Source organism: Pseudomonas syringae (genome assembly GCF_000737245.1).
Taxonomy (GTDB): Bacteria; Pseudomonadota; Gammaproteobacteria; order Pseudomonadales; family Pseudomonadaceae; genus Aquipseudomonas; species Aquipseudomonas syringae_J.
Window position 1 is genome coordinate 1 of the sequence record NZ_JPQU01000025.1, and the last position, 24,466, is coordinate 24,466.

Below are 24,466 nucleotides of genomic sequence, written 5' to 3' on the forward strand. Positions count from 1 at the left end.
GTGGGACCGGCTTTAGCCGGGAAGAGGCCGGTAGAGTCGCTACATCTTCATCGCCGGGAATGCCGCCTTCCCGGCTATAGCCGGTCCCACGTCACATCAGCTTGCTCTGCCCGATCCGGTGAGAGATTTCGCTACCCAGACCCCCGGCGCAGTTACCAGACTTCCCACTTAAACCCGCAATTCGCACCAAAAACGATCACTCAAGCAACTGACGCCCTATCCTGGACCAACACCCAAGGTGCCACTACGACCGCCCAGAGTACCGGATCACGCTCCACAAGCTCTAGGGCGCGGGACTCCGCAACCTTGCCAACCTCACCGCGGGCAAGCCAGGCGCTGACTTTATCCGCCTCATTTTCGGCGACCGCCTGTGCCACTTCGATCAAGTCCAATGACGGTTCGACCCACAACAGGGCACCTCGAGCGAAGAACGGTTGCAGTTCCGTCCAGGTAATAGATGCCGTCTCGCCGAGCAGTTTGGCATAGAGGGTGCTTGGTTCTTCGCTCATGGGTCTCACCGAATGGAAAATCGGCGCAAATGATAGCGCCGACTCCGCTCAAGACAAACCCAGAAACAAGTAATTTGGTGCAGGGAAGATCAGGAAAACCAGGGGCTTGAAGGTCGATGGACTGTTCGATCTGCGTGATTCTGTATCTTTCTTTCATTTAAGCGACATCAACCGATGTTGCCCCCCGAAGCCAGCTTTTCAATGCAGCAACCGGCGCTCTAAACTGTTCCGGTACAGTTGCCAGGGAGCTGGTCGGGGATTGAATCCGATCCTGGCGTCAGGATTATAAAAACTAAAACACAAGAGTGGAGCATCATGACTAAGGGTACCAAGAAGCTTTCCAAGCTGTTTGCCGCATTGGTTATGGCGGGGGTTGCCAGCCATTCGTTCGCAGCAGACACCATCAAGATCGGCATCGCAGGTCCTAAAACCGGCCCGGTAGCCGAATACGGCACCATGCAGTTCAATGGCGCAAAAATGGCTATTGAGCAGATCAACGCCAAAGGCGGCGTCGACGGCAAGATGCTCGAAGCTGTTGAATACGATGACGTCTGTGAACCGAAACAGGCCGTGGCCGTTGCCAACAAAGTGGTCAACGACGGCGTCAAGTTCGTGATTGGTCACCTGTGCTCCAGCTCAGCTCAACCGGCTTCGGACATCTACGAAGACGAAGGCATCATCATGGTGACTCCGGCTGCTACCAGCCCGGAAATCACAGCTCGTGGCTACAAGCTGGTGTTCCGCACCATCGGTCTGGACAGCGCCCAGGGCCCGGCAGCAGGCAACTACATCGCCAGCGTCGTCAAACCGAAGAACGTAGCAGTCATCCATGACAAACAGCAGTACGGTGAAGGCATCGCCACCGCCGTGAAGCAGACCCTGGAAGGCAAAGGCGTAAAGGTTGCCCTGTTCGAGGGCATCAATGCCGGCGACAAGGACTTCTCGTCGCTGATCGCCAAGCTCAAACAAGCCAACGTCGATTTCGTCTACTACGGCGGCTATCACCCTGAGCTGGGCCAGATCCTGCGTCAGTCCAAGGAAAAAGGCCTGAACGCCAAGTTCATGGGCCCTGAAGGCGTCGGCAACGACTCCATCTCGCAAATCGCCGGTGATGCTTCCGAAGGCCTGCTGGTTACCCTGCCGAAATCTTTCGATCAGGATCCAAGCAACCAGGCGTTGACCAAGGCTTTCCAGGACAAGAAGCAGGATCCGAGCGGTCCATTCGTGTACCCGGCCTACTCTGCCGTTCAAGTTGTGGCTGACGGCATCGCTGCCGCCAAGTCCGAAGACACCGCCAAAGTGGCAGCCGCCATCCACGCCGGTACCTTCAAGACTCCGATGGGCGATCTTAGCTACGACGAGAAAGGCGACCTGAAAAACTTCCAGTTCGTGGTTTACGAGTGGCACTTCGGCAAGCCGAAGACTGAAGCCGCCAAGTAAACAGCTGGCGTTGACAACCAAAGCCCACTGCATCCGCAGTGGGCTTTGTTTTACGAATGACGGTCCGTTCCGTACCCCGGAAACGTGACCCCCTGAAAATCTTAAAACCGTTACCAGCGGTTCGTTGGCGGCGTCACTGGCAACGCATCGAATAGAATGCGAACCCGGCGCAAGCCAGAGAAATGCAGAGCAGGTTTTTAGGAGCGCGGTAATGCCCGATTTTTTCCACTACATGCAGCAACTGGTCAATGGCCTCACCATTGGCAGTACGTATGCATTGATCGCCATCGGCTACACGATGGTGTACGGCATCATTGGAATGATCAACTTCGCCCACGGCGAGGTGTACATGATCGGTTCCTATGTTGCGTTCATGGCCCTGGCCGGTCTGGCCATGATGGGTATCCACAGCCTGCCGCTATTAATGATTGTTGCCTTCGCCGCCACGATCATCGTGACCAGTGCCTACGGGTACAGCATTGAACGGCTTGCCTATCGTCCGTTGCGTAACAGCAACCGCCTGATTCCACTGATTTCTGCGATCGGCATGTCGATCTTTCTGCAGAACGCAGTCCAGCTTTCCCAGGGTTCCGGCAACTTTGCCATCCCCAATCTGCTCCCCGGCAGCTTTTCGTTCGGCCCGGGCGGTTCAGAAGAAGTTCTGATCTCCTACATGCAGGTGGTGGTGTTCGTGGTCACGCTGCTGGCCATGACTGGCCTGACATTGTTCATTTCTCGCTCGCGAATGGGCCGCGCCTGCCGCGCCTGCGCCGAGGACATGAAAATGGCCAACCTGCTGGGCATCAACACCAATACCATCATTGCCCTGACCTTCGTCGTCGGTGCAGCACTGGCGGCCGTCGCTGCGGTGCTGTTGAGCATGCAGTACGGTGTGATCAACCCGAGCGCAGGCTTCCTCGTCGGCCTCAAGGCGTTTACCGCCGCAGTGCTGGGCGGCATCGGCTCGATCCCGGGCGCCATGCTTGGCGGTCTGGTGCTGGGCGTCGCTGAAGCCTTCGGCGCCGATATCTTTGGTGATCAATACAAGGACGTGGTGGCCTTCGGCTTGCTGGTTCTCGTTCTGCTGTTCCGGCCGACCGGTATCCTGGGCCGTCCTGAGGTTGAGAAAGTATGAGCAAGTCTCTCAAACAGGCGCTGTTCAGCGCCGCACTGGTGTGGGCGGTGGCTTACCCGGTGCTGGGCCTGAAACTGGCCTTCTCCGGCGTGACTCTGCAAGTGCAGAACGCCAGCCAGATGACCCTGATGATCATCGCCCTCTGTTCGGTGCTGATGTTCCTGCGCGTACTGTTCGCTGAAAAGATCAGCGGCATGCGCAATACCTCTCGCAAGCCGCTGATCTCACAAAAGACCAGCGACTTCCTGAGCCAGCCAAAAACCCAGCGCTGGGGCTTGATCGCGCTGATCGTGCTGGCGTTCATCTGGCCGTTCTTTGGCTCGCGAGGCGCAGTAGACATCGCCACCCTGATCCTGATCTACGTGATGCTCGGCCTGGGCCTGAACATTGTCGTGGGTCTGGCGGGTCTGCTGGACCTTGGCTATGTCGGCTTTTATGCCGTCGGCGCCTACGGCTACGCCCTCCTGTCGCATTATTTCGGCCTGAGCTTCTGGGAGGCGTTGCCACTCACCGGCCTGCTGGCGGCGCTATTCGGGTTCCTGCTGGGCTTCCCTGTACTGCGTTTGCGTGGCGATTACCTGGCAATCGTGACCCTGGGCTTCGGCGAGATCATCCGCATCTTCCTGCGTAACCTCACCGATATTACCGGCGGCCCCAACGGCATCAGCAACATCGACAAGCCGACGCTGTTCGGCCTGAGCTTCGACCGCCGGGCTGCAGAGGGCGCGCAAACCTTCCACGAGTATTTTGGCCTGGCCTACAACCCGATCAGCAAAGTGATTTACCTGTACCTGATCGCGTTGCTGTTGGCATTGGTCGCTTTGTTCGTGATCAACCGCCTGCTGCGCATGCCGATTGGCCGTGCCTGGGAAGCGTTGCGCGAGGATGAAATCGCTTGCCGTGCATTGGGCCTGAACCCGACCGTGATCAAGCTTTCGGCGTTCACTTTGGGTGCCGCTTTCGCAGGTTTCGCGGGCAGTTTCTTTGCAGCGCGCCAAGGGCTGGTCACGCCGGAGTCGTTCACCTTTATCGAGTCGGCAATCATTCTGGCCATCGTTGTACTAGGGGGCATGGGCTCGCAACTGGGCGTGATCCTCGCCGCCATCGTGATGATCCTGCTGCCCGAGTTGATGCGTGAATTCAGCGATTACCGCATGTTGATGTTCGGCGCCCTGATGGTGCTGATGATGATCTGGCGTCCACAAGGTTTCCTGCCGATGCAACGCCCTCACATGGAGCTGCGCAAATGAGCCGGCCGATCCTGGAAGTCAGCGGCCTGAGCATGCGCTTTGGCGGACTGCTGGCGGTCAACGGCGTAGGCCTGACCGTCAATGAAAAACAAGTCGTGTCGATGATCGGCCCCAACGGGGCTGGCAAGACCACGGTGTTCAACTGCCTGACCGGTTTCTATAAACCGACTGCCGGCACAATCCTGCTGGACGGCGAACCGATTCAAGGCCTGGCCGGACACCAGATCGCCCGTAAAGGTGTGGTGCGCACGTTTCAGAACGTGCGCCTGTTCAAGGAAATGACCGCGCTGGAAAACCTCTTGGTTGCCCAGCATCGGCACTTGAACACCAACTTTTTCTCGGGACTGTTCCGCACCCCAGGGTTTCGTCGCAGCGAGCGCGAAGCCATGGACTACGCCGAACACTGGCTGGAAGCGGTGAACCTCAAAGAATTTGCCAACCGTACGGCAGGCACCCTGGCCTACGGTCAGCAGCGTCGTCTGGAAATCGCCCGCTGCATGATGACCCGGCCGCGCATTCTGATGCTCGACGAACCAGCAGCGGGTCTCAACCCCAAGGAAACCGAAGACCTCAAGGCGCTGATCGGTGTGCTGCGCAACGAGCACAACGCGACCGTTCTGCTGATCGAGCACGACATGAAGCTGGTGATGAGCATCTCCGACCACATCGTGGTGATCAACCAGGGCACGCCTCTGGCTGACGGCACGCCGGAACAGATCCGAGACAATCCTGAAGTGATCAAAGCCTACCTGGGGGAAGCGTAAATGCTGCAATTCGAAAACGTTTCCACCTTCTACGGCAAGATCCAGGCGCTGCATGGCATCAACGTAGATGTGCGTCAGGGTGAGATCGTGACGCTGATCGGTGCCAACGGCGCGGGTAAATCCACGCTGCTGATGACTCTGTGCGGTTCGCCTCGCGCCCACAGCGGCAGCATCCGCTACATGGGTGAAGAGCTGGTCGGTCTGGATTCCTCGGTAATCATGCGTAAAAGCATCGCGGTGGTCCCCGAAGGCCGTCGCGTGTTCGCTCGCCTGACCGTCGAAGAAAACCTCGCCATGGGCGGTTTCTTCACCGACAAGTCTGACTACCAGGAGCAAATGGACAAGGTTCTGTACCTGTTCCCGCGCCTGAAGGAACGCTTCAATCAGCGCGGCGGCACCATGTCCGGCGGCGAACAGCAGATGCTCGCCATCGGCCGTGCGCTGATGAGCAAACCCAAACTGCTGCTCTTGGATGAACCGTCTCTGGGCCTGGCGCCGATCATCATTCAGCAGATTTTCGAGATCGTTGAACAGCTGCGCCGTGATGGTGTGACGGTGTTCCTGGTCGAACAAAACGCCAACCAGGCCCTGAAAATTGCCGACCGGGCCTACGTGCTGGAAAACGGTCGCGTGGTTATGCAAGGCACTGGCGAAGAGTTGCTGGTCGACCCGAAAGTACGCGATGCGTATCTGGGTGGCTGATACAACGCTGCAATAAGAAAACGGCCTGCGGGCCGTTTTTTTATGGGAGCACAGCCAACACTGAACCTGTGGGAGCGGTGCTTGCCCGCGATAAGGGCACCGCCGATATCAGGTCAACACAGTCCAGCCTTATCGCGGGCAAGCACCGCTCCCACAGGTCTGCATTCCAATCCAGCAGTTTGTAAACCGGCTCATGTGTCCCCCACCCCCAACCTTTCCAACGCCGCACTACTGCGCTGAAACCAACCCATCAGATAATCCGCCAGCACCTGCATCCGCTTGGGTAACTCCCCCTCGTAAGGGTGGACCAGAAACAGCGGAGAAGTGCTGGTCTGATAATCCCGAAATAACCAGTTCAACCGCCCATCGTTGATCTCCCCGTGCACCATGTATGAAGGCAGACGGGCAATGCCGGCGCCTACCAGCGCGGCTTTCTTGAGCAATCCATAGTGATTGCTGGCGAAGGTGCCGTTCACATGCACCCGGGTCAGGTCGTGATTCTGATGATAAAGCCACTCGTCACGCCCGCTGTAATGGCTGTTGAGCAAACATCTGTGGCTGCTCAAGTCCTGAGGCGTGCGGGGATGGCCGAACTTGGCCAGATAGGCGCTGCTGGCACAAGTCAATTCCTGCATGGCCAAGAGCGGCTTGGCGATCAGCCGCTCATCGGTGGCGACATAGGAACGGATGGCCAGATCAAAGCCATCACGGCGCAGATCCCGAAAACTGTTATTGAGCTCCAGCTCTATCCTCACTTGCGGGTGCTGCTCGGAGAACTCCATCAGCAGGCCATCAAAGAAGGTCTCGCCCAGGGAAACCGGCGCGGTCAGGCGAACGTCGCCGACCATTTCGTCGCGCATCAGGGCGACGATGTTTCGCGCGCGCTCCATGCTGGTCAGAAGCTGCTGACCTTGAGGCAACAACGCCGCGCCCGCCGATGTGAGGTTCAGACTGCGGGTGCTGCGATGCAACAACATCACCCCGTAACTCTCTTCCAGATGGCTGATGCGCTTGGACAGGTAACCTTTGCTACAGCCAAGACGCGCCGCAGCAGCCGTGAAGCTGCCAGCGTCGATCAACACGGCAAAGGCCGCCAAGTCATCAATCTCACTCACTATTGTTTCCTTATGAGAACCAAAGGTTGCCTATTAGCACTCTTATCGATAGTAAATAGCGAACTTACACTGCTTGCTTCCCCTTTCATGAAATGCCCAGGAGCAATGCGATGAAAATTCTGTTGATTGGAGCAAGCGGTACCATCGGTTCGGCCATTGCCGAAGAATTAGCCCCACGCCACGAGATCGTGCGAATCGGCCGAAGCAGCGGCGAGGCGCAGGTGGATATTAGTGATAGTGGCTCCATCCGAAAACTGTTCGAACGGATAGGCCACTTCGACGCGCTGGTCTGCGCGGCAGGTAATGTCACCTTTGCACCACTGGCCGACATGAGTGAAAAACACTTCGCCCTGGGCCTGCAAGACAAGCTGATGGGCCAGGTCAACCTGCTGCTGATCGGCCGTGAGTTTGCCAATGACGGTGCTTCTTTTACCTTCACCACGGGAGTCCTGAACCGCGACCCGATTCACACTGGCGCATCGGCCAGCCTGGTCAATGGCGCGCTGGATGCGTTCGTGCGGGCTGCGGCCATCGAAATGCCGCGCGGCATGCGGGTCAACTCGGTAAGCCCAACCGTTCTGGTGGAAGCGATGGCGAGCTATGCCCCTTATTTCCGGGGGTTCAAGCCGGTTCCTGCAGCCGATGTCGCCCTCGCTTACGCAAAAAGTGTCGAGGGTCTACAGACCGGTCAGGTCTATCAGGTTGGCTAATGCCTCTTGTGATGACGACACAGGCTGAGTAACGTGGCGGCACATGTCTGGAGACCACCCAATGTTTGCTGCCCGTTCCGCCCTGATTTTCGCTCTGCTGCCGCTGTTCGCCGGTTGCCAGATGCTTGGCTCCAAGCCTGAAACCTCTGTATCCAAGGCTGGCTGGGTTCGCATGCAGGGCAACCTGACCGGTGAAGGCGGAAAGCTGCTGTTCCAGCCTTGCAACGAACAACGTCGCTTTGTCGTCAACGATGGCGGCAACACCGGCATCCTGCAGGAATCGGCAGCCCTGGCTGACAAGTCCGGCAAGGTGTTTGCCGACCTGCGCGGCAGTTTCGTCGCTGGCAAGGCCGCCAACAGCGACGGTCAGCTCGATCTGCGCCAGGTGTATCGGGTGGAACGTCCGGACCAAAACTGCGAAGACCCGAACTTCAAGCGCCTGACCCTGCACGTCAACGGCAACAATCCGGCGTGGAACGTCAACGTCAGCGGTAAAGGCATGGTCATCGAGCGCCTGAACAAGGACACCATCGCCGTGCCGTATGTCGAAGAACAACTGCCTGACGGGCGCTTCAGCGTCAGCAGCGAGGCCAATGGTCAGACCATGGAACTCTGGGTCGCGCCACAGCGTTGTGTCGACAGCGTAAATGGCTCCGTCCAGCACCTGACTGCCGAACTGCGCCTGAACGGCCAGACCGTACGGGGCTGCGGGTATTACGGCGGGTCGCGGGATGATTGATGGGTAGGACGCGGCACTGGACGTGGGACCGGCTTTAGCCGGGAAAGCTATATTTCTGACGCAACGAATTCAGCGTCAGTACTGGCGTCTTCCCGGCTAAAGCCGGTCCCACGTCCCCCAATCGATCCCTCGGCCGGTCCAATTGAAAATCCCGGCCCACCACCCCGCCCTCCCCCAATGTCGCTTATAATCGCCACCTCTTCTCTTGTAGCGCTGTCGGGCTGATCCTGCGGCCCGGAAACTGGATTTTTTCATGTTACGAATCACCGAACTCAAGCTGCCGATCGATCACCCGGAAGAAGACCTGCGACCTGCTCTTTTGCACCGCCTGGGGATCGACAGTGATGCACTGCTCGACTTCACCCTGTTCAAGCGCAGCTACGATGCGCGCAAGAAGTCCTCCGAGCTGTGCTTCATCTACACCATCGACTTCCAGGTCCGGGACGAAGCGGCGCTGCTGTTGCGAATGGCCGATGACCGCCACATCAATCCCGCACCGGACGTCAGCTACAAGGTCGTAGGGCACGCGCCAGCCGGTCTGACCGAGCGCCCTGTGGTGGTCGGCTTCGGACCGTGCGGGATTTTCGCCGGGTTGTTGCTCGCGCAGATGGGCTTCAAGCCGATCATCCTTGAGCGAGGCCGTGAAGTTCGCCAGCGCACCAAAGACACCTGGGGCCTTTGGCGCAAGAACGTGCTGAACCCCGAGTCCAACGTGCAGTTCGGTGAAGGCGGTGCCGGGACATTCTCCGACGGCAAGCTGTACAGCCAGATCAAGGACCCGAAATTCCACGGTCGCAAGGTACTGCACGAGTTCGTCAAAGCCGGTGCGCCGGAAGAAATCCTTTATGTCAGCAAGCCACACATCGGGACGTTTCGTCTGACCGGCGTTGTGGAAAACATGCGTCACCAGATCGAAGCACTGGGCGGTGAAGTGCGCTTCGAACAACGCGTCACCGATGTGCTGATTGAAGACGGCCAACTGCTGGGTGTGGAGGTCGACGGCGGCGAACGCATCGAGTCGCGCCACGTGATCATGGCCCTCGGTCACAGCGCCCGGGACACCTTCCGCATGCTGCATGGCCGGGGCGTCTACATGGAGGCCAAGCCGTTTTCCGTGGGCTTCCGTATCGAACATCCGCAATCGTTGATCGACCGTGCTCGTCTGGGCAAATATGCCGGGCACCCGAAACTGGGCGCTGCGGATTACAAACTGGTGCACCACGCCAAGAATGGCCGTTCGGTCTACAGCTTCTGCATGTGCCCCGGCGGCACCGTGGTCGCGGCGACCTCCGAGCTGAACCGCGTTGTCACCAACGGTATGAGCCAGTATTCGCGCAACGAACGCAACGCCAACTCAGGCATCGTGGTCGGTATCACTCCGGAAGATTATCCAGGCGGTCCGTTGGCGGGCATTGAGTTGCAGGAGCGTCTGGAGTCCCATGCCTATCTGCTCGGTGGCAGCACCTACGAGGCGCCTGCGCAGCTGGTGGGTGACTTCATCGCCGGCAAGGCTTCCAGCGAGCTGGGTAGCGTCGAGCCTTCCTACAAGCCAGGGGTAAAACTGGTGGATCTCGCAGATGCCTTGCCTGCCTACGCCATTGAGGCCATCCGCGAAGCACTGCCTGCCTTCGACAAGCAGATCAAGGGCTTTGCCTTGCACGATGCGGTACTGACCGGCATCGAAACCCGCACCTCGGCACCTCTGCGCATCACCCGTGGCGACACCATGCAGAGCCTGAACGTCAAGGGCCTGTTCCCGGCAGGTGAAGGTGCAGGTTATGCCGGCGGGATTCTGTCTGCGGGGGTGGATGGCATCCGAATCGCCGAGGCACTGGCGCGGGATATGTTGGGGATTGAGGCGTAGGCTTAAACCACTCCCTTTAAACGACATTACTCATAGGGTCGGATGGTATTTTTCGTGGGAGCGAGCTTGCTCGCGAAGGGGCCGGAACGACCAACGATTTTTTGGACCCAACATAGCCTTCGCGAGCAAGCTCGCTCCCACAGAAAATTGAAGGCACGACCGATCGTTTTAAGACAATTCCTACACAATGAAAAGACGCGTCTGACCAGCAAAACTGAGCCTCCTGACAGACTACAAAACACCCTAAATCGGGCCTTTTTTTCATAACAAAAACGAATATAAATTCTGTTTTGAAGTCGGTAAGTACACGTTAGGGTGTCGCTCCTTTTGCATGAATGGAGCGCGAATCTTGCCTCTGCGTAACTCTGTCATTCGTTTTTTCCAACTCGAAGCAGCCGGCGGTCTTTTACTGATTGCCGCCGCTGCGTTGGCGCTGATCATCAACAACTCCCCGTTGTCCTGGCTGTATGACGCCTTCCTCGATGTACCCGTGGTCGCCCAGATCGGTGCAGTCAAAATCGCCAAGCCGCTGTTGCTGTGGATCAACGACGGCATGATGGCGCTGTTCTTCCTGCTCATCGGGCTTGAGGTTAAACGTGAGGTGCTTGAGGGTCATCTGTCCAAGCCTTCGCAGATCGTTTTACCCGGCACGGCGGCGGTTGGCGGCATGGTGATTCCTGCGCTGATCTTCTGGGCGTTGAACACCGCCGACGCCGCCGCCATGAACGGCTGGGCCATTCCCATGGCGACTGATATTGCGTTCGCTCTTGGGGTTTTGGCGCTGCTGGGCAAACGCGTTCCGGTATCGCTGAAACTGTTCCTGATGACCCTGGCAATCATCGATGACCTGGGTGCCATCGTGGTGATCGCGCTGTTTTATTCAGGCGAACTGTCGAATCTCTCGCTGATACTCGCCGCAACCTCCATCGTCGGCCTGATCGCCATGAACAGATTGGGCGTGCTGAAGCTGGGGCCTTACTTGCTGATAGGTCTGGTGCTGTGGGTTTGCGTACTCAAAAGCGGTGTACACGCCACGCTGGCAGGCGTAGTGCTGGCGTTTTGCATACCCATGCGAGCGCCGAATCAGAAAAGCTCACCCTTGCTGACACTGGAACATGCCCTACATCCCTGGATCGCCTACGGCATTCTGCCGCTGTTTGCCTTTGCCAATGCGGGGGTGTCATTGACTGGCGTCACACTGGAAAGCTTCACCCATCACGTGCCCATGGGCATCGCGGCGGGCTTGTTGCTGGGCAAGACCCTTGGCGTGTTCGGCCTGACCTGGCTGGTGGTCAAAGTCGGGATGGCGAAGTTGCCGACGGAAGCGAATTGGGGCCAGGTGCTGGGAGTTTCGATCCTGTGCGGCATCGGCTTCACCATGAGTCTGTTTGTGGGCTCGCTGGCTTATGATCCGGCCACTAGCGCCTACGCCGGAGCAGACCGGATGGGGATCCTGACCGGTTCGATTCTGGCGGCGTTTATTGGCTATGCGGTTATGGCGATCAGTAGCAAAAAACAACTCCAAGGCCTGACCTCCTAGGACCGGCTTTAGCCGGGAAGAGGTCGGTAAATTGGATGTATTTTAGTCGTCGGGAATACAGCCTTCCCGGCTAAAACCGGTCCCACCACAGATAAAAAAACCCCGATCACCTGGATCGGGGTTTTATGTATCAGAACACTACAACACCACTACAGACGTTAGTGGGAAACGCGACTGGTGCCATTGACACTCATGATGCGTACGCGCTCACCCACCCGGAAGATTTCATTTTCCTGCACCTGCTGCACATAGGCTCGCATGCTGCCGTCATCTTCACGAACCGTGATCTCGACGCCCTGAGTCCGGGTCAAGCCCTCTTCAGTAGCGGAACCCAGTAACCCACCGGCTACCGCACCGATCACCGCTGCCACAATACTCCCGCGACCACCACCGATAGCGCTACCACCTACGCCACCGACGATTGCGCCAGCACCAGCACCAATCGGGGTCTTGCTGCCTTCGATTTTCACCGGCCGCAGGGATTCGATGGTGCCCATGCGAACCGTCTGCACTGTCCGCGCTTCATCGCGGGAATAGGAATCGCCGGTCAGGTTCGACATGCAGCCAGTGAGCGACAACGCCATGGCAGTAAACGAGGCGACCAGCAGAACAGACTTACGCATAAGGGTATCTCCAGAGGAACATGCAGCCATTAGACTCCGCACTATTGACGGTGTCACGTGCCGTTCCTCGTTAATTTGTTTTCATTCAGGCGCGATACAGCCGGACGCCACGTACCCCTATGACGGGTTCAACGGCGAATAATTCAACCAAAGTGATATCAGGGAGCGAGGCGTTCCCGGGTCCATCCACCGTCGCTGAAACGGTAATTGAGGCGGTCATGCAAACGGCTGGAACGCCCTTGCCAGAACTCCATGCGCTCCGGTAAAAGTCGGTAGCCGCCCCAATGTGGCGGGCAATGAGGCTGGGTATCGAGAAAGCGCTGCTCGGTGGCCGTGATCATGCTTTCCAGCTCGGCGCGATCAGCAATGACCTGACTCTGCGGGGAAGCCCAGGCCCCCAGGCGGCTGCCCAGCGGACGAACCTGGAAGTACGCATCGGACTCTTCAGGCGTCACTTTCACAACCCGCCCTTCGATGCGGACCTGACGCTCCAGGGTTGGCCAGAAAAAAGTCATGGCCGCAAATGGACGCGCCGCGAGTTGCTGACCCTTGGCGCTGTCGTAGTTGGTGAAGAAGGTAAAGCCCTGAGAGTCGAGCCCCTTCAGCAGCAGGATTCGGCAGTGAGGACGACCGTCTTCATCCACGGTTGCCAGCGTCATGGCGTTGGCCTCGACCGGGGCCTGCTCGGTTTTGACTGCTTCGGCAAACCACTGGTGAAACAGAGCAAACGGCTCGTCCGGCGATTGTGCTTCAGTTAAACCATCGCGGGCGTAGTCGCGGCGCATATCAGCCAGAGACTGGGTCATGACGCTTTCCTTGGATTGAAAAAAGTCCGGGTGCTGACTCGCGCCGCCAAGCGCGAGTCAGCAAAGCATTAGTTACTGGCCTGATCAGTCGCGGCTGGTTTTTTCTTCACGGCAGCCTTGGCCGGCGCAGCTTTGGCAGGAGTGGCTTTTTTCGCCGGAGCAGCTTTTTTGGCAGCTGGCTTGCTGGCGGCGGCTTTCTTGGCCGGAGCCTTGGCAGCAGGCGCAGCCTTGGCCGGAGCCGGGGCAACGGCAGGTGCAGGCTTGGCATCCTGGGCAGCAACCATGGTGGCCGACGGCGGCAGCGCGTACTTGCTCATCAGGGCAACCATGGTGTTCTGTGGCGTCATCATGATTTCCACGCGGCGGTTCAGCTTGCGACCTTCGGCGCTGTCGTTGGCAGCACGGGGCATCACAGCGCCCATGCCACGCAGGCTCAGGCGATTACGCTCAAGACCACTGAGGCGGAAGATCGCGGCAATGGATTGCGCGCGTTCCTGGCTGATTTTCTGGTTGGCTGCGACGGCACCCGAGGTGTCTGCGTGGCCGAGGACCAGCACGGCGGTTTTCTGATCGCCTTCCACGATTTTGGCCAGGCGAGTGATCGGGCCCAGCGTGACAGGCAGCAACATGGCTGGACGATCCGGGTTGAACGAGCTGTCCACTGGCGCGGTAATCACCAGCAGGTCTTCGCGACGCTCCAGTTCAAACGGGCTGTCTTTGATCGCAAGACGCAGGCGCGGCTCGTACTCATCCAGCCAGGCTTGAGTGACTTTCGGGTCGATCTTGGGGGCTGCGTCGGGTGCTGCTTTCTCGCTGCTACCAAACGGCCACCACCACTTACTGTCGGTCTCGGACTTGGCAACCAGAGGCGGCACGCTTTTCTGCGCAGGCTTGGCGGCAACGTCGCCGGCCTTTGGCTCGGTGCTGTCGCTGGATGCGAACGGCCAGTACCAATGGGTGCCGCCTTCGGCTTTGGCTACCGGCGCATCTGGCTTGGCTTCTGGCGATTTTTTAGGTGTAGCTGTCGGTGCAGCTGTGGGTGCGGCATCGGCTACGCTGTCCGAACCAAACTTCCACCAGCTGCTACCGGTGTCGGCAGAATCATTTTGAGGGGTTTGCGCACAACCCGTGACGGCAAGACAAAGTGCGATTGCGAGGCTTTTGGTAGACGACATGGATGACCCACAAAAAAATAGTAATCAGAAAAGAGCTCGGCCAGAAAAGAACTGGGCAGCGCCCATATAACACGCCTAAACGCTCAGTTGGAAAAGGAAACCGTCGCACGGTTCCAGTTACACCCCATTAACTGACAGTCGGTATTAAACAAGCACTTATGCACACAACTTAGCGCAAACACTCATCAAGCACACGCGCCAACTTCTGTGCCCGAGGATCCATCAGCACATAAGGGCCCAGGGTATTGGTGACAAACCCGAACGCAACGTCCCTATCCGGGTCGGCGAAACCGATCGAACCGCCAGCGCCCGGGTGACCGAATGCCTTGGCGCCCAGGCCGAAGGTGGCGTTGGGTATGTCAGGCTGATCCAGCATGCAGCCCAGACCGAAACGTGTCCGAGTCAACAAAGTCCTGTCCTCGCCAACGCTGTGCTCGCGGGTAAGCTCATTGAGCAATTCGGATTCCAGCAGGCGGCCATCGAGCAGACCGGCATAGAAGCCCGCAAGGCTACGGGCATTGCCGTGACCATTAGCGGCGGGCTGCTGCATGCGACGCCATTCCGGCTTGTTGGTGCTGGTCATGATCGAGGGCGGGTTGGTGAAGGCTCGTGCAGTCATCGACGTCGGATCACGCATGGTGGTCTGCACCAGACGCTGCGCGGCCTCGTCACCTGTATTGCCTTTGCCACGCGCCACATGGGCAACCCGGTAAAACTCCTCGTCCGCCAGGCCGACATGGAAATCCAGACCCAATGGCCGTGCGATACGCGCGGCAATGGAATCACCCGGCCCGCGACCATCGGCCCGGCGCAGCATTTCACCCACCAGCCAGCCATAGGTGAGCGCCGCGTAACCGTGGCCCTGCCCCGGCGTCCACCAGGGTTGCTCGGCAGCCAGTGCATCCGTCATTGCGCTCCAGTTATAAAGCGCTTCGGCAGGCAACATGTGGCGCAACGCGGGCAGCCCGGCCTGATGGCAGAGCAATTGACGCAGGGTAATTGCGCCCTTGCCTGCCTCGGCAAATTCGGGCCAAAGAAGAGCGACCGGTTCATCCAGGCGCAACTTGCCCTCATCGACCAGTTGCAACGCGGCGACGGCGGCGAAGGGTTTGGTGCAGGAAAACAGGTTGAGGATGGTATCGCTGTGCCAGACCTCGGCACCGTCCTTGTCGGCAATGCCCGCCCACAGATCGACGACCGTTTCGCCACCGATCTGAATGCACAGCGCCGCACCACGTTCCTGAGGATCGTCGAAGAGTGCGGCGAACGCCTCACGTACTGCTTCGAACTTGAGCTCGAAATGACCCTGAATCTGCACCCACTGGCTCCCGGATTGGCTGATTGAAAAATGGCGTGCATTGTTTCAGCGATTGCTGATTTTGGGAACAGATGTGGATCAATAGGCTGCGAGTGCCGACGCCATCGCGGGCAAGCGCGCTCCTACAGCGGATCACCGAACCCGTTGGGGCGAGACTTGCCCGCGAACCAGGCGCCAGCGTATTACAGACAGACCGCGTTATCGTTCTTCGCGGGCAAGCCCGGCTCCAACGGAGACAAAGATTCAATGTGGGAGCGGTGCTTGCCCGCGATAAGGGCACCGCGATTCTGCAGGCAAATCAACTAAACCTCATCGCGGGCAAGCACCGCCCACAGGACCCGAATCGCTTCGGCAGACTCAGGAAATCTCCCGCCTGAACGGCGGCAACGCGTTGAGAATCGCCTTGCCGTAGCGCTGGGTCACCACCCGGCGGTCCAGCAGTGTGATGGTGCCGCGGTCTTCTTCGGTGCGCAGCAAGCGGCCGCAGGCCTGGACCAGGCGCAGCGAAGCATCCGGCACGGCGATTTCCATGAACGGGTTGCCGCCACGGGCTTCGATCCACTCCGCAAGGGCCGCTTCCACTGGGTCGTCCGGCACCGCGAACGGGATCTTGGCGATTACCACGTGCTCGCAATAGGCCCCCGGCAAATCGACACCTTCGGCGAAGCTCGCCAGGCCGAACAGCACACTGGAATCACCACCATCCACACGAGCCTTGTGCTTGTTGAGGGTCTCCTGCTTGGACAGATTGCCTTGAATGAACACCTGCTTGCGCCAGTCCCGCTCCAGGCCGTCGAAAACGTCCTGCATCTGTTTGCGCGAGGAGAACAGCACCAGCGTGCCCCGTGAACCTTCCACCAGACTCGGCAGTTCGCGGATGATTGCAGCGGTGTGGGCCACGGAATCACGCGGATCGGCCTTGAGGTCCGGCACCCGGAGCACACCCGCGTCCGCGTGATGAAACGGGCTGGGCACCACAGCAGTAACGGCGACTTTGGGCAGACCGGCGCGCATGCGGAAGCGGTCGAACTTGCCCAGTGCCGTCAGCGTCGCGGAAGTCACCAGCGCGCCATAAGCCACGTTCCACAAATTGCGGCGAAGCATTTCCGCCGCCAGGATCGGGCTGGCGTTGACCTCGATATCAAACAACGCACCGCTGTCCGCCAGGGTCAACCAGCGCGCCATGGGCGGGCTGTCTTCCGGATCCTCAGCGGTGAAGGCGGTCCACAGCTCCCAGTTGCCATGGGCACGGGCCAGCAGGCTGCCGAACAGCGGATACCACTCCTCCGCCTGATGACTGGCGATGCCGATATTGACCTCGCCGTCCATGCCTTCCTTGAGCAGGTCGGCCAGACGGGTGAACAGATCATCCAGACGGGCGAAGCCCTTCTTCAGCTCGATGCCCATTTCCCGGATGTGCTCAGGCACCACGCCGCCAATGAACCTGTGCCGTGGGCGCTCGCGCCCCTGCATGTCTTCACCGGCACGGAAATCCGCCAGTTGTTCGCAGGCGCTGAACATGAATTGCTGCTGTGCCTTGATCTCCCGGGCCAGCTCCGGCACCTGCTCGATCAGCTTGCCCAAGTCACCCGGCAACGGATGCTGAGCCAGCAGTTTAGAGAGGTTTTTGGCGGTCTGTTCCAGCCAGTCGGCGGTTGAGCGCAGACGGGTGTAATGGGCGAAATGGCCGATGGCTTTGTCAGGCAGGTGGTGGCCTTCGTCGAACACGTACAAGGTGTCCCGTGGATCGGGCAGCACCGCGCCGCCGCCCAGGGCAAGGTCCGCCAGCACCATGTCGTGGTTCGTCACGATCACGTCGACTTTTCCCATGCCTTCACGGGCTTTATAGAAGGCGCACTGCTGAAAATTCGGACAATGCCTGTTGGTGCACTGGCTGTGATCTGTGGTCAGTCGCGCCCAGTCCTGATCTTCAAGAGCCTGGGGCCAGCTGTCGCGGTCGCCATCCCATTTATTGCCCGCCAGCTTTTCGATCATGCTGGTGAAAAGCTTCTGACTGGCCTCATCGACTTCAATCTTGAAGCCTTCTTCTTCGAAAAGCTGGGCAGTGGCGTTGGTCGCATCGCCTTCCTGCAGCAGCATGTCGAGCTTGGACAGGCACATATAACGGCCGCGGCCCTTGGCCAGGGAGAAGGTGAAATTCAGCCCGCTGTTGCGCATCAGGTCCGGCAGATCCTTGTGGACGATCTGCTCTTGCAGGGCCACCGTAGCCGTGGCGATGACCAGACGCTTGCCCGCCAGCTTCGCGGTGGGGATGGCTGCGATGGCGTAGGCCACCGTCTTGCCGGTACCCGTGCCAGCTTCCACTGCGACCACCGCCGGGTCGCTGGTGCGTCGGCCTTCTTCGTCGGTGTCGATGTCGCCCAGCACCTTGGCAATCTCGGCGATCATCAAACGCTGGCCATAGCGTGGCTTGAGGCTCTTGGCTTCGAGGAAACGCGAGTAAGCGCCCTGAATCTGGGATTTGAGTTCGTTGCTGATCATGGTTTGGCTCGGGCGCTACGGCATCGGCAAAAAATTAAAGCGTAAACAGCTGGATATATCTTCAGTAGTTCCAGCAGGCGGCTATCATACCCCGCAAATTCCATCCGCGCAGAACGGAGTACCTGATGACACCTTTTTCCCTCGTCTACACCCTGCATGTTCTGGCCGCTCTGGTCTGGGTCGGCGGCATGTTTTTCGCCTGGATGATCCTGCGACCGGCGGTCGTCAGCGCCCTGCAGGGCCCGACCCGTTTGAAATTGTGGCTGGAAGTGTTTCCACGGTTTTTTGTCTGGGTCTGGGCTGTGGTGGTGGTCTTGCCGATCACTGGGGTCGGCATGATCCAGTTGCAATTCGTCAACTTCCAGACCGCGCCGCGCTATGTGCAGGTGATGATGGGCTTGTACGTGGTGATGACCGCACTGTTCATCCGAGTCCAGTCGTTGCAACTGCCGGAACTGCGCCGGGCGGTTGAAGCGGAGCAATGGGCTGAAGGTGCCGGGGTATTGGGCCGGATTCGCCGATTGGTGGGGATTAATCTGTTGATTGGCCTGGCGGTGGTGGCGATTGCAGCGGCCAGACCGAATTTCTAAGCGAGATATGTAGGAGCTCACGAGCAGCGCGAGGCAGCGATGGCGGTCTGTTTGATACACCGCTATCGCGGGCCTCGTAACCTCGGTGCGCTCCTACAGGACCGCGGTATGCCTGAAAGAACACCGAACTTGTGAGAGCGAATTCATTCGCTCTCACAAGTATTCAACAGCCTTACAACCGCTGCACCGTCACTGCACCCGCAGGTCCGGCCGCTCCAGGCTGCCCCGCTTCTCCGGGACGCCCGGCCTTGCCGCCGTTGGCGCGGTAAACGATGCAACCTTTGGACGCGCCGCCTTTGCCCGGTTTGCCGCCAGCGCCAGCCAAACCGCCGGGGCCACCCTGGACGTTGACCTTGATACGTTCAGCAGGAAAACTCAGCGGCAGTTCCAGCCGCACCTGAGCACCCGGCGCGCCATCGTGACCATTGCCGCCGTTGTCGCCGTCAAAACCTTTCCCCGCGCTGCCAAAGGTGCAGCCCGGCGCCTCGCCATTAGCGCCATCCAGACCAACATAACCCGGCGAACCGGCACCACCACGGGCATCAACGAATAATTCGCTGCCGTCCAGATGCTCGATACGCAAGGTCAGGTTGCGGCCCGGCAATGGCGGTTTTTCGTAAGTGCCCGGCGCGCCACGAGCCGTGATCTGACTGCCAACGCCCAGCTTGCCGTGGCCAACCACCAAATTGAACGGCTGGCTGCCGGACACGATCGCGATACGTGCCTCATGGCCCAGCACCAGTTGATCAACTTTGACTTCAGTCAACCCGGACGGGATCAGCAAAGTGCCGTAATCCTCGACTTCAAGACGCTCCAGTTGCAGCACGCTGGTATTGCTCGGCAAGCGCATCAGGGAATGAGGTTCGACGCTGACGCTCTGGGCCATGGCAAGCGGGCTGCAAAGTGCGGCAAGTAGACAAAGCCTACGCATGGGCGATCTCCGGGGAAGGTTTGGGCAAGGATTGAACATGGAAGATTCCAAACACAAGGATGTGCAGACGATCGCGCCAGGGATGACGTCGGCCGCGCAGGCTACCGTTGAATAGCAGCAACTCAAGCACGTGTGTCAGTGCCAGCAGGCCGCCAGCGAGTTTGATTAACAGAGCGAACGGCGTCGGCAACACCATGACCAGATTGACCAACACCACCAGCCAGAATGCTGCGGTTAAAAGCTTTCCCAACCCCCAAAACACCTTCATTGCCGGAACCTGCCCCTGTCATTGTTTTTGTGAAAGCTTATTTTGTTGTGCAATTTTTCTGCGCGCACAGTAAACGCTCGCGTTGGGAAATATGCCAGCACGCTGCCAAAAATTCTTTAGGACGAAAGACCAACCGCTGAACGGCTACACATCGGCATTGACCCGGCACGGATGCCGGGCCAATCAGTAGGCTGAAAATCAGCGGTTGATCTGAATTTCCACGCGACGGTTCAATGCACGACCGTTGGCAGTCGAGTTGTCAGCAACCGGGCGAGATTCGCCAGCGCCTTGCACGGAAACGAACGAGCTGCGCGGGATGCCTGAGCTGACGAGGTAGTCAGTCACGGACATGGCACGTTTTTCGGACAGTTTCTGGTTGTAGCCATCACGGCCGACACTGTCGGTGTGACCGCTGACACGCAGCTGAGCACTCGGTGCTTCACGTTTCAGGCGAGTGGTGATCAGGTCGAGTTTCGATTTATCGGCGGCAGTCAAACGTGCAGAGTCGAACTCGAACAACACATCATTGATGACGATGACTTCTTCCTTGACCACCGCCACCTCTTCGATCACTACAGGTGGAGCTGGCGCCACCAATGGGCAGCCGGTGGCGTCGACCGCTACACCTTTAGGGGTGTCCGGGCATTTGTCGATGCTGTTCTTCACGCCGTCGCCATCATCATCGCCATCGCCGTGTACCCAGCAATAGGCACCCGCCATGACGCCAACCGCGCCGCCCAGGCTGGCTGCGACCGCTGCGCTCTGGAACGCGCCTGCCGCAGCACCGGCGACACCGCCACCCAAGGCGCAAAGAGGCCAGTCGGTCTTCTGTAAACCTGCGCAACCGGTTAAAACGCTGGTGATTAAAATCAGAGGCAATGCTGTGCGGATCATTCTCATAAATTTTCTCTCCCAAGGGTTCGGCCCAATGCGCCGCCAAGGGAGTTAAGACGGCAATAGGCCAGTTCGCCACTTTGAGCCTTGTTTTATTGGGTTTTGAGCTGATCAGATCATTTTTCCATTGGAGCGAGGCTTGCCCGCGAAGAACGATAACGCGGTGTGTCTGGCTAACCGCGTCGCTTGATTCGCGGGCAAGCCTCGCTCCAACAGATAACAGCAGGCCCAATAGAGGGACTAGGCCCACGCCCCTGCACAGGCTAGTCTTGCAGGTCCAAGAGGGGATTTTTGATGAGTGAAGGCTTTTCCACACGCACGCCGCAGCAAGCGCTGGCCGCCCTGCTCGACTTGCAGGCCCCGAAGCGTCTGCTATTGATCGGGGCAGAGGCGTTCCCTGCATTACAGGCGTTTCAGGACGCCCACCCCGACACGCAACTGGCCCACGCCAGGCCCGGTCCGCTGCCAGCGGAATTGGCTGCGCAACGCTTTGACCTGGCATTGGTAGTCGATTGCCTCGAGCACATCCCCAAGCGGGACGGCCTGGAACTGCTGGGCGGGATTCGCAACCTCAACGCCAGCCGCATCGCGGTACTGGCTGACCTTCAAGCCTGCGGCTGGAAGACCACTGACTTTTATTCCCTGGCCTTGCAGGCCAGTGAACGTTTCGCCCGGGACGAGCAAGTGCTGACTCTGTTCACCTACGACCTGCGCGAATACAAACAAGTACCTGACTGGCTGAACTCCAGGTTCTGGGCCAATCCCGAGAATTTTGGCAAATACTGGTGGTAACTCATGAATAGCGCGATTTGCCCGTGTGGCAGTGGAGACCTGTTGGCCACCTGCTGTGGGCCGTTTCACGCCGGGCAGCCCACGCCCTGCGCCGAAAAACTCATGCGTTCACGCTATAGCGCTTATGTGCTGGGCCTGATCGATTACCTGCTGGACACCACGCTACCAGTGCAAAAGGCTGCGCTGGACCGGGAAGCCATCAGTCAATGGAGCTTGCAGAGCACCTGGCTGGGCCTTGAAGTGGAAAGCTCGGAAGTCTTCGGCGGCAAACCGGAACACGCGTTCGTCACCTTTACGGCACGCTGGCATGACGGCGCGGGCGAGCATAGCCATCGCGAGCGCTCGGCTTTCGTACAGAACCAGGGGCGCTGGTATTTCATTGACCCTACCGTAGGCCTCAAAGCCGGGCGCAACGACGCCTGCCCTTGTGGCAGCGAGCAGAAGTACAAGAAGTGCTGCGCGAGTTATATCGCCTGACCCAACAGAGATCGTCGCGGATCACACGAGGCGCAGATGAGAGATATCGGGCACCTGCACGCTTTGCGGCTCGGCGGCCTGGCCCATGTCGCTGCCCACCGGGGCGACGCTGAACAGCGACAGATCCAGGGCGGGCGCAACCGGCACGGGCTTGTGGTCCTGCAGGTCGCTGCCGACCTCGAACAACTCCAGCGCTGGCGCATCGACATCGACAAAGGCCGCCATGTACACATCCCGGGGGACAACCTGCAATCGACCAGGCTGAGAAGAAGGTGTTGAAACCTGTGAATCTACGAGGGCTGGCATTTCAACGACTTCGGCCAATGCCCCGGCACGCTCCAGCGTCGAGCGATACTTTTCTGCCGCTGCCGCGTCGAGATTGTTTTTCAGAACCAGCCGCCGTCCGGAAAACAGCAGTGCCAGGCGCTGAGCATCGGCCTGGAACAGCTTGCCAAGGTTGCTTTGCACCAGATCAGGCTGGGCACCAGAAACCAATTGGCCACTGAATACAATTTCATACAGTTTCATCAGTCATACTCTGACAGCACGTGCGAGGAGTATGCCGCAGCCTTATAAAAAAGGAACGGGCAAGTCGCTTTGCCAACGATGGCCCTGAGCGGGCCACAAATGGAGCAAGACCATGTTTGCAAAGGCCTGTTTGACAGCAGATTCCTTCAGCACATCACACACAGATATCTGTAGGAGCGAGCTTGCTCGCGATGCGATTTGGCCGTCGATACGTTGTTATCTGATCGGGCGCTATCGCGAGCAAGCTCGCTCCTACAAAAAAAACGCGGCTACTGTTCTGATTTTGGTACTGCTCTCCCTTCTCACCGGCTGCTCCTCCTGGGTTGTCAGCGGTTACCAGGAACCCGAGGTGCGGTTGCTCAAGGTGCAAGTGGTCAAGGCCAAGTTGCTGCAGCAGGATTTCAAACTGCACTTTCGGGTCGACAACCTCAATGATCGCAGCGTGCTGGTGCGTAGCCTGCGCTACAAAGTCATGCTCAAAGACGCGACGCTGGCCGAGGGCGAGTCCAGCGACTGGTTCGTGGTCGAGGGGCACAGCCACAAAAATTTCGTGGTGCCAGTCCGGACCAATCTCTGGCAGCATCTGAAATACATCTCCAAACTGTTGAAAAAACCCGATCAGGCGATTCCCTATCGGCTCGAAGGCAAACTTAAAACCGGCTTTTTGTTCCGTCATAACGTGCGTATTGGCCGCAACGGCGAGATAATCCCCGGCGATCTAATTCCGGAGTAACCCGATGAACCAGCAAGCCCACGTGCATGGCCCCGACTGCAACCACGATCATGACCATGACCATGACCATCATGACCACCAGCACGGCCATGTACACGGCCCGAACTGCGGTCACGCTCATCAAGAGCCAGTACGCAACGCGTTGAAAGACGTAGGCCGCAACGATCCTTGCCCGTGTGGCAGCGACAAGAAATTCAAGAAATGCCACGGCGCGTAAACCGCGACGGGTATTGGTAAACGGCCTGCATTGCAGGCCGTTTTCATTTGTGCAGCCCGGGGCCACAGGAGTAAAACAGGGGAATTCGTGCAACACGACCGGAGCCCCCTGATGATTGATCTGCACTACTGGACCACGCCCAACGGCCACAAGGTTTCCCTGTTCCTTGAAGAAGCCGGTCTGCCCTACAAGATTTTCCCCGTTGATATCACCCAGAACGATCAGTTCAAACCCGAGTTCCTGAAAATCTCCCCCAATAACCGTATCCCGGCCATCGTTGACAATGATCCGCTGGATGGCGGTGAGCCGATCAGCCTGTTCGAGTCGGGTGCAATCCTGCTGTATCTGGCAGAGAAAACCGGCAAGTTCATCCCTCAGGATTTGCGCGAGCGGCAGGAAGCGCTGCAATGGCTATTCTGGCAAATGGGCGGCCTGGGGCCGATGGCCGGTCAAAATCACCACTTCAACCGCTTCGCCAAGGAAAAAATTCCCTACGCGATCAAGCGCTATGTGGATGAAACAACCCGTTTGTATGGCGTACTGGACAAGCGTCTGGCGGATCGTGACTTTGTGGCGGGCAGTGAATACAGCATTGCCGATATGGCGATCTACCCATGGATAGCGCGGCACACTTGGCAAGACCAGAACCTTGACGACTTCCCCAACCTCAAGCGCTGGTACGACGCCATCGCCAGCCGCGACGCCACCAAACGGGCGTATGCGCTGGTTGAGCGGGTGAATCCGCCCCCGGCATCGTGATACCTCTGTGTGTGTGTGTGTGTGTGTGTGTGTGTGTGTGTGCGAGCTTGTGTGGGAGCGGTGCTTGCCCGCGATAAGGTCGCCG

General features: G+C 58.7%; 26 protein-coding genes. 15 read left to right on the forward strand and 11 right to left on the reverse strand.

Going from position 1 to position 24,466, the window contains the following annotated elements; genetic code table 11:
• Window positions 1-200: 200 nt before the first annotated feature.
• Window positions 201-509, reverse strand: a complete 309-nt coding sequence (locus tag IV01_RS17075; RefSeq protein WP_032627471.1) for a DUF2288 domain-containing protein — start codon at window positions 507-509, stop codon at window positions 201-203.
• A gap of 315 nt (window positions 510-824) precedes the next feature.
• Here IV01_RS17075 and IV01_RS17070 point away from each other — a divergent pair, with 315 nt between their 5' ends.
• The 5 genes from IV01_RS17070 to IV01_RS17050 all read left to right on the forward strand — a co-directional run bounded on the left by IV01_RS17070 (window position 825) and on the right by IV01_RS17050 (window position 5,800).
• Window positions 825-1,949, forward strand: coding sequence for a branched-chain amino acid ABC transporter substrate-binding protein (locus IV01_RS17070; RefSeq protein WP_032627472.1), 1,125 nt, complete (start codon window positions 825-827; stop codon window positions 1,947-1,949).
• A gap of 211 nt (window positions 1,950-2,160) precedes the next feature.
• The gene (gene livH / locus IV01_RS17065; protein ID WP_032627473.1) at window positions 2,161-3,084 is read left to right on the forward strand and encodes a high-affinity branched-chain amino acid ABC transporter permease LivH; all 924 of its coding nucleotides are present in this window, start codon (window positions 2,161-2,163) and stop codon (window positions 3,082-3,084) included.
• The gene (locus IV01_RS17060) at window positions 3,081-4,334 is read left to right on the forward strand and encodes a high-affinity branched-chain amino acid ABC transporter permease LivM (RefSeq protein WP_032627475.1); all 1,254 of its coding nucleotides are present in this window, start codon (window positions 3,081-3,083) and stop codon (window positions 4,332-4,334) included. Before livH ends, IV01_RS17060 begins: the two co-directional genes overlap by 4 nt.
• The gene (gene livG / locus IV01_RS17055; protein WP_032627476.1) at window positions 4,331-5,098 is read left to right on the forward strand and encodes a high-affinity branched-chain amino acid ABC transporter ATP-binding protein LivG; all 768 of its coding nucleotides are present in this window, start codon (window positions 4,331-4,333) and stop codon (window positions 5,096-5,098) included. Before IV01_RS17060 ends, livG begins: the two co-directional genes overlap by 4 nt.
• The gene (locus tag IV01_RS17050) at window positions 5,099-5,800 is read left to right on the forward strand and encodes an ABC transporter ATP-binding protein (protein WP_032627478.1); all 702 of its coding nucleotides are present in this window, start codon (window positions 5,099-5,101) and stop codon (window positions 5,798-5,800) included.
• 191 nt (window positions 5,801-5,991) lie between these two features.
• On the opposite strand, the gene IV01_RS17045 is transcribed toward IV01_RS17050, so the two are convergent.
• Window positions 5,992-6,915, reverse strand: a complete 924-nt coding sequence (locus IV01_RS17045; RefSeq protein WP_032627479.1) for a LysR family transcriptional regulator — start codon at window positions 6,913-6,915, stop codon at window positions 5,992-5,994.
• A 110-nt stretch (window positions 6,916-7,025) separates the two neighbouring features.
• Here IV01_RS17045 and IV01_RS17040 point away from each other — a divergent pair, with 110 nt between their 5' ends.
• The 4 genes from IV01_RS17040 (at window position 7,026) to nhaA (ending at window position 11,768) form a co-directional block, all read left to right on the forward strand.
• Window positions 7,026-7,625 carry a short chain dehydrogenase gene (locus IV01_RS17040; RefSeq protein ID WP_032627480.1) on the forward strand — a complete coding sequence of 200 codons (600 nt, stop codon included), beginning with the start codon at window positions 7,026-7,028 and terminating at the stop codon, window positions 7,623-7,625.
• Window positions 7,626-7,686: 61 nt separating this feature from the next.
• The gene (locus tag IV01_RS17035; RefSeq protein WP_032627481.1) at window positions 7,687-8,364 is read left to right on the forward strand and encodes a COG3650 family protein; all 678 of its coding nucleotides are present in this window, start codon (window positions 7,687-7,689) and stop codon (window positions 8,362-8,364) included.
• A gap of 253 nt (window positions 8,365-8,617) precedes the next feature.
• On the forward strand, window positions 8,618-10,228 hold the full coding sequence (locus IV01_RS17030) for an NAD(P)/FAD-dependent oxidoreductase (protein WP_032627482.1): 1,611 nt from the start codon (window positions 8,618-8,620) through the stop codon (window positions 10,226-10,228).
• Between the two features lie 349 nt (window positions 10,229-10,577).
• The gene (nhaA, locus tag IV01_RS17025) at window positions 10,578-11,768 is read left to right on the forward strand and encodes a Na+/H+ antiporter NhaA (RefSeq protein ID WP_032627483.1); all 1,191 of its coding nucleotides are present in this window, start codon (window positions 10,578-10,580) and stop codon (window positions 11,766-11,768) included.
• 158 nt (window positions 11,769-11,926) lie between these two features.
• On the opposite strand, the gene IV01_RS17020 is transcribed toward nhaA, so the two are convergent.
• The 5 genes from IV01_RS17020 to dinG all read right to left on the reverse strand — a co-directional run bounded on the left by IV01_RS17020 (window position 11,927) and on the right by dinG (window position 18,192).
• Window positions 11,927-12,391, reverse strand: coding sequence for a glycine zipper 2TM domain-containing protein (locus IV01_RS17020; protein ID WP_032627485.1), 465 nt, complete (start codon window positions 12,389-12,391; stop codon window positions 11,927-11,929).
• 158 nt (window positions 12,392-12,549) lie between these two features.
• Window positions 12,550-13,197, reverse strand: a complete 648-nt coding sequence (gene pdxH, locus IV01_RS17015) for a pyridoxamine 5'-phosphate oxidase (RefSeq protein ID WP_032627486.1) — start codon at window positions 13,195-13,197, stop codon at window positions 12,550-12,552.
• A 68-nt stretch (window positions 13,198-13,265) separates the two neighbouring features.
• Window positions 13,266-14,372, reverse strand: coding sequence for an OmpA family protein (locus tag IV01_RS17010; protein ID WP_032627487.1), 1,107 nt, complete (start codon window positions 14,370-14,372; stop codon window positions 13,266-13,268).
• 169 nt (window positions 14,373-14,541) lie between these two features.
• The gene (locus tag IV01_RS17005) at window positions 14,542-15,690 is read right to left on the reverse strand and encodes an EstA family serine hydrolase (protein ID WP_032627488.1); all 1,149 of its coding nucleotides are present in this window, start codon (window positions 15,688-15,690) and stop codon (window positions 14,542-14,544) included.
• A gap of 357 nt (window positions 15,691-16,047) precedes the next feature.
• Window positions 16,048-18,192, reverse strand: coding sequence for an ATP-dependent DNA helicase DinG (dinG, locus tag IV01_RS17000; protein WP_032627489.1), 2,145 nt, complete (start codon window positions 18,190-18,192; stop codon window positions 16,048-16,050).
• 125 nt (window positions 18,193-18,317) lie between these two features.
• Between dinG and IV01_RS16995 the strand changes: the two genes are divergently transcribed.
• Window positions 18,318-18,782 (forward strand): CopD family protein, encoded by a 465-nt coding sequence (locus tag IV01_RS16995; protein ID WP_032627490.1) that lies wholly within the window; start codon window positions 18,318-18,320, stop codon window positions 18,780-18,782.
• Window positions 18,783-18,954: 172 nt separating this feature from the next.
• Here the strand turns inward: IV01_RS16995 and IV01_RS16990 are convergent, their stop codons facing one another.
• From IV01_RS16990 to IV01_RS16980, 3 genes are all read right to left on the reverse strand, one after another.
• Complete coding sequence (locus tag IV01_RS16990; protein ID WP_032627491.1) at window positions 18,955-19,713, reverse strand: hypothetical protein; 759 nt, start codon at window positions 19,711-19,713, stop codon at window positions 18,955-18,957.
• A complete protein-coding gene (locus tag IV01_RS16985; RefSeq protein ID WP_032627493.1) occupies window positions 19,706-19,981 on the reverse strand; it encodes a DUF1145 domain-containing protein in 276 nt (91 codons plus the stop codon). Before IV01_RS16985 ends, IV01_RS16990 begins: the two co-directional genes overlap by 8 nt.
• Window positions 19,982-20,179: 198 nt before the next feature.
• Entirely contained in the window at window positions 20,180-20,881 is a 702-nt protein-coding gene (locus IV01_RS16980) for an OmpA family protein (protein WP_032627495.1), read from the reverse strand.
• Window positions 20,882-21,169: 288 nt separating this feature from the next.
• Between IV01_RS16980 and IV01_RS16975 the strand changes: the two genes are divergently transcribed.
• Window positions 21,170-21,667 (forward strand): DUF6231 family protein, encoded by a 498-nt coding sequence (locus IV01_RS16975; RefSeq protein WP_032627496.1) that lies wholly within the window; start codon window positions 21,170-21,172, stop codon window positions 21,665-21,667.
• A 3-nt stretch (window positions 21,668-21,670) separates the two neighbouring features.
• Window positions 21,671-22,144 carry a YchJ family protein gene (locus IV01_RS16970; RefSeq protein ID WP_032627497.1) on the forward strand — a complete coding sequence of 158 codons (474 nt, stop codon included), beginning with the start codon at window positions 21,671-21,673 and terminating at the stop codon, window positions 22,142-22,144.
• Between the two features lie 21 nt (window positions 22,145-22,165).
• Here IV01_RS16970 and IV01_RS16965 read toward each other — a convergent pair whose 3' ends face one another.
• Window positions 22,166-22,672 carry a hypothetical protein gene (locus IV01_RS16965; protein ID WP_032627498.1) on the reverse strand — a complete coding sequence of 169 codons (507 nt, stop codon included), beginning with the start codon at window positions 22,670-22,672 and terminating at the stop codon, window positions 22,166-22,168.
• 277 nt (window positions 22,673-22,949) lie between these two features.
• Here IV01_RS16965 and IV01_RS16960 point away from each other — a divergent pair, with 277 nt between their 5' ends.
• The 3 genes from IV01_RS16960 to IV01_RS16950 all read left to right on the forward strand — a co-directional run bounded on the left by IV01_RS16960 (window position 22,950) and on the right by IV01_RS16950 (window position 24,381).
• Window positions 22,950-23,405, forward strand: coding sequence for an LEA type 2 family protein (locus IV01_RS16960; protein ID WP_032627570.1), 456 nt, complete (start codon window positions 22,950-22,952; stop codon window positions 23,403-23,405).
• 4 nt (window positions 23,406-23,409) lie between these two features.
• Window positions 23,410-23,622 carry an SEC-C metal-binding domain-containing protein gene (locus IV01_RS16955; protein ID WP_032627499.1) on the forward strand — a complete coding sequence of 71 codons (213 nt, stop codon included), beginning with the start codon at window positions 23,410-23,412 and terminating at the stop codon, window positions 23,620-23,622.
• A 111-nt stretch (window positions 23,623-23,733) separates the two neighbouring features.
• The gene (locus tag IV01_RS16950) at window positions 23,734-24,381 is read left to right on the forward strand and encodes a glutathione binding-like protein (protein WP_032627500.1); all 648 of its coding nucleotides are present in this window, start codon (window positions 23,734-23,736) and stop codon (window positions 24,379-24,381) included.
• The last annotated feature ends 85 nt before the right edge of the window (window positions 24,382-24,466 follow it).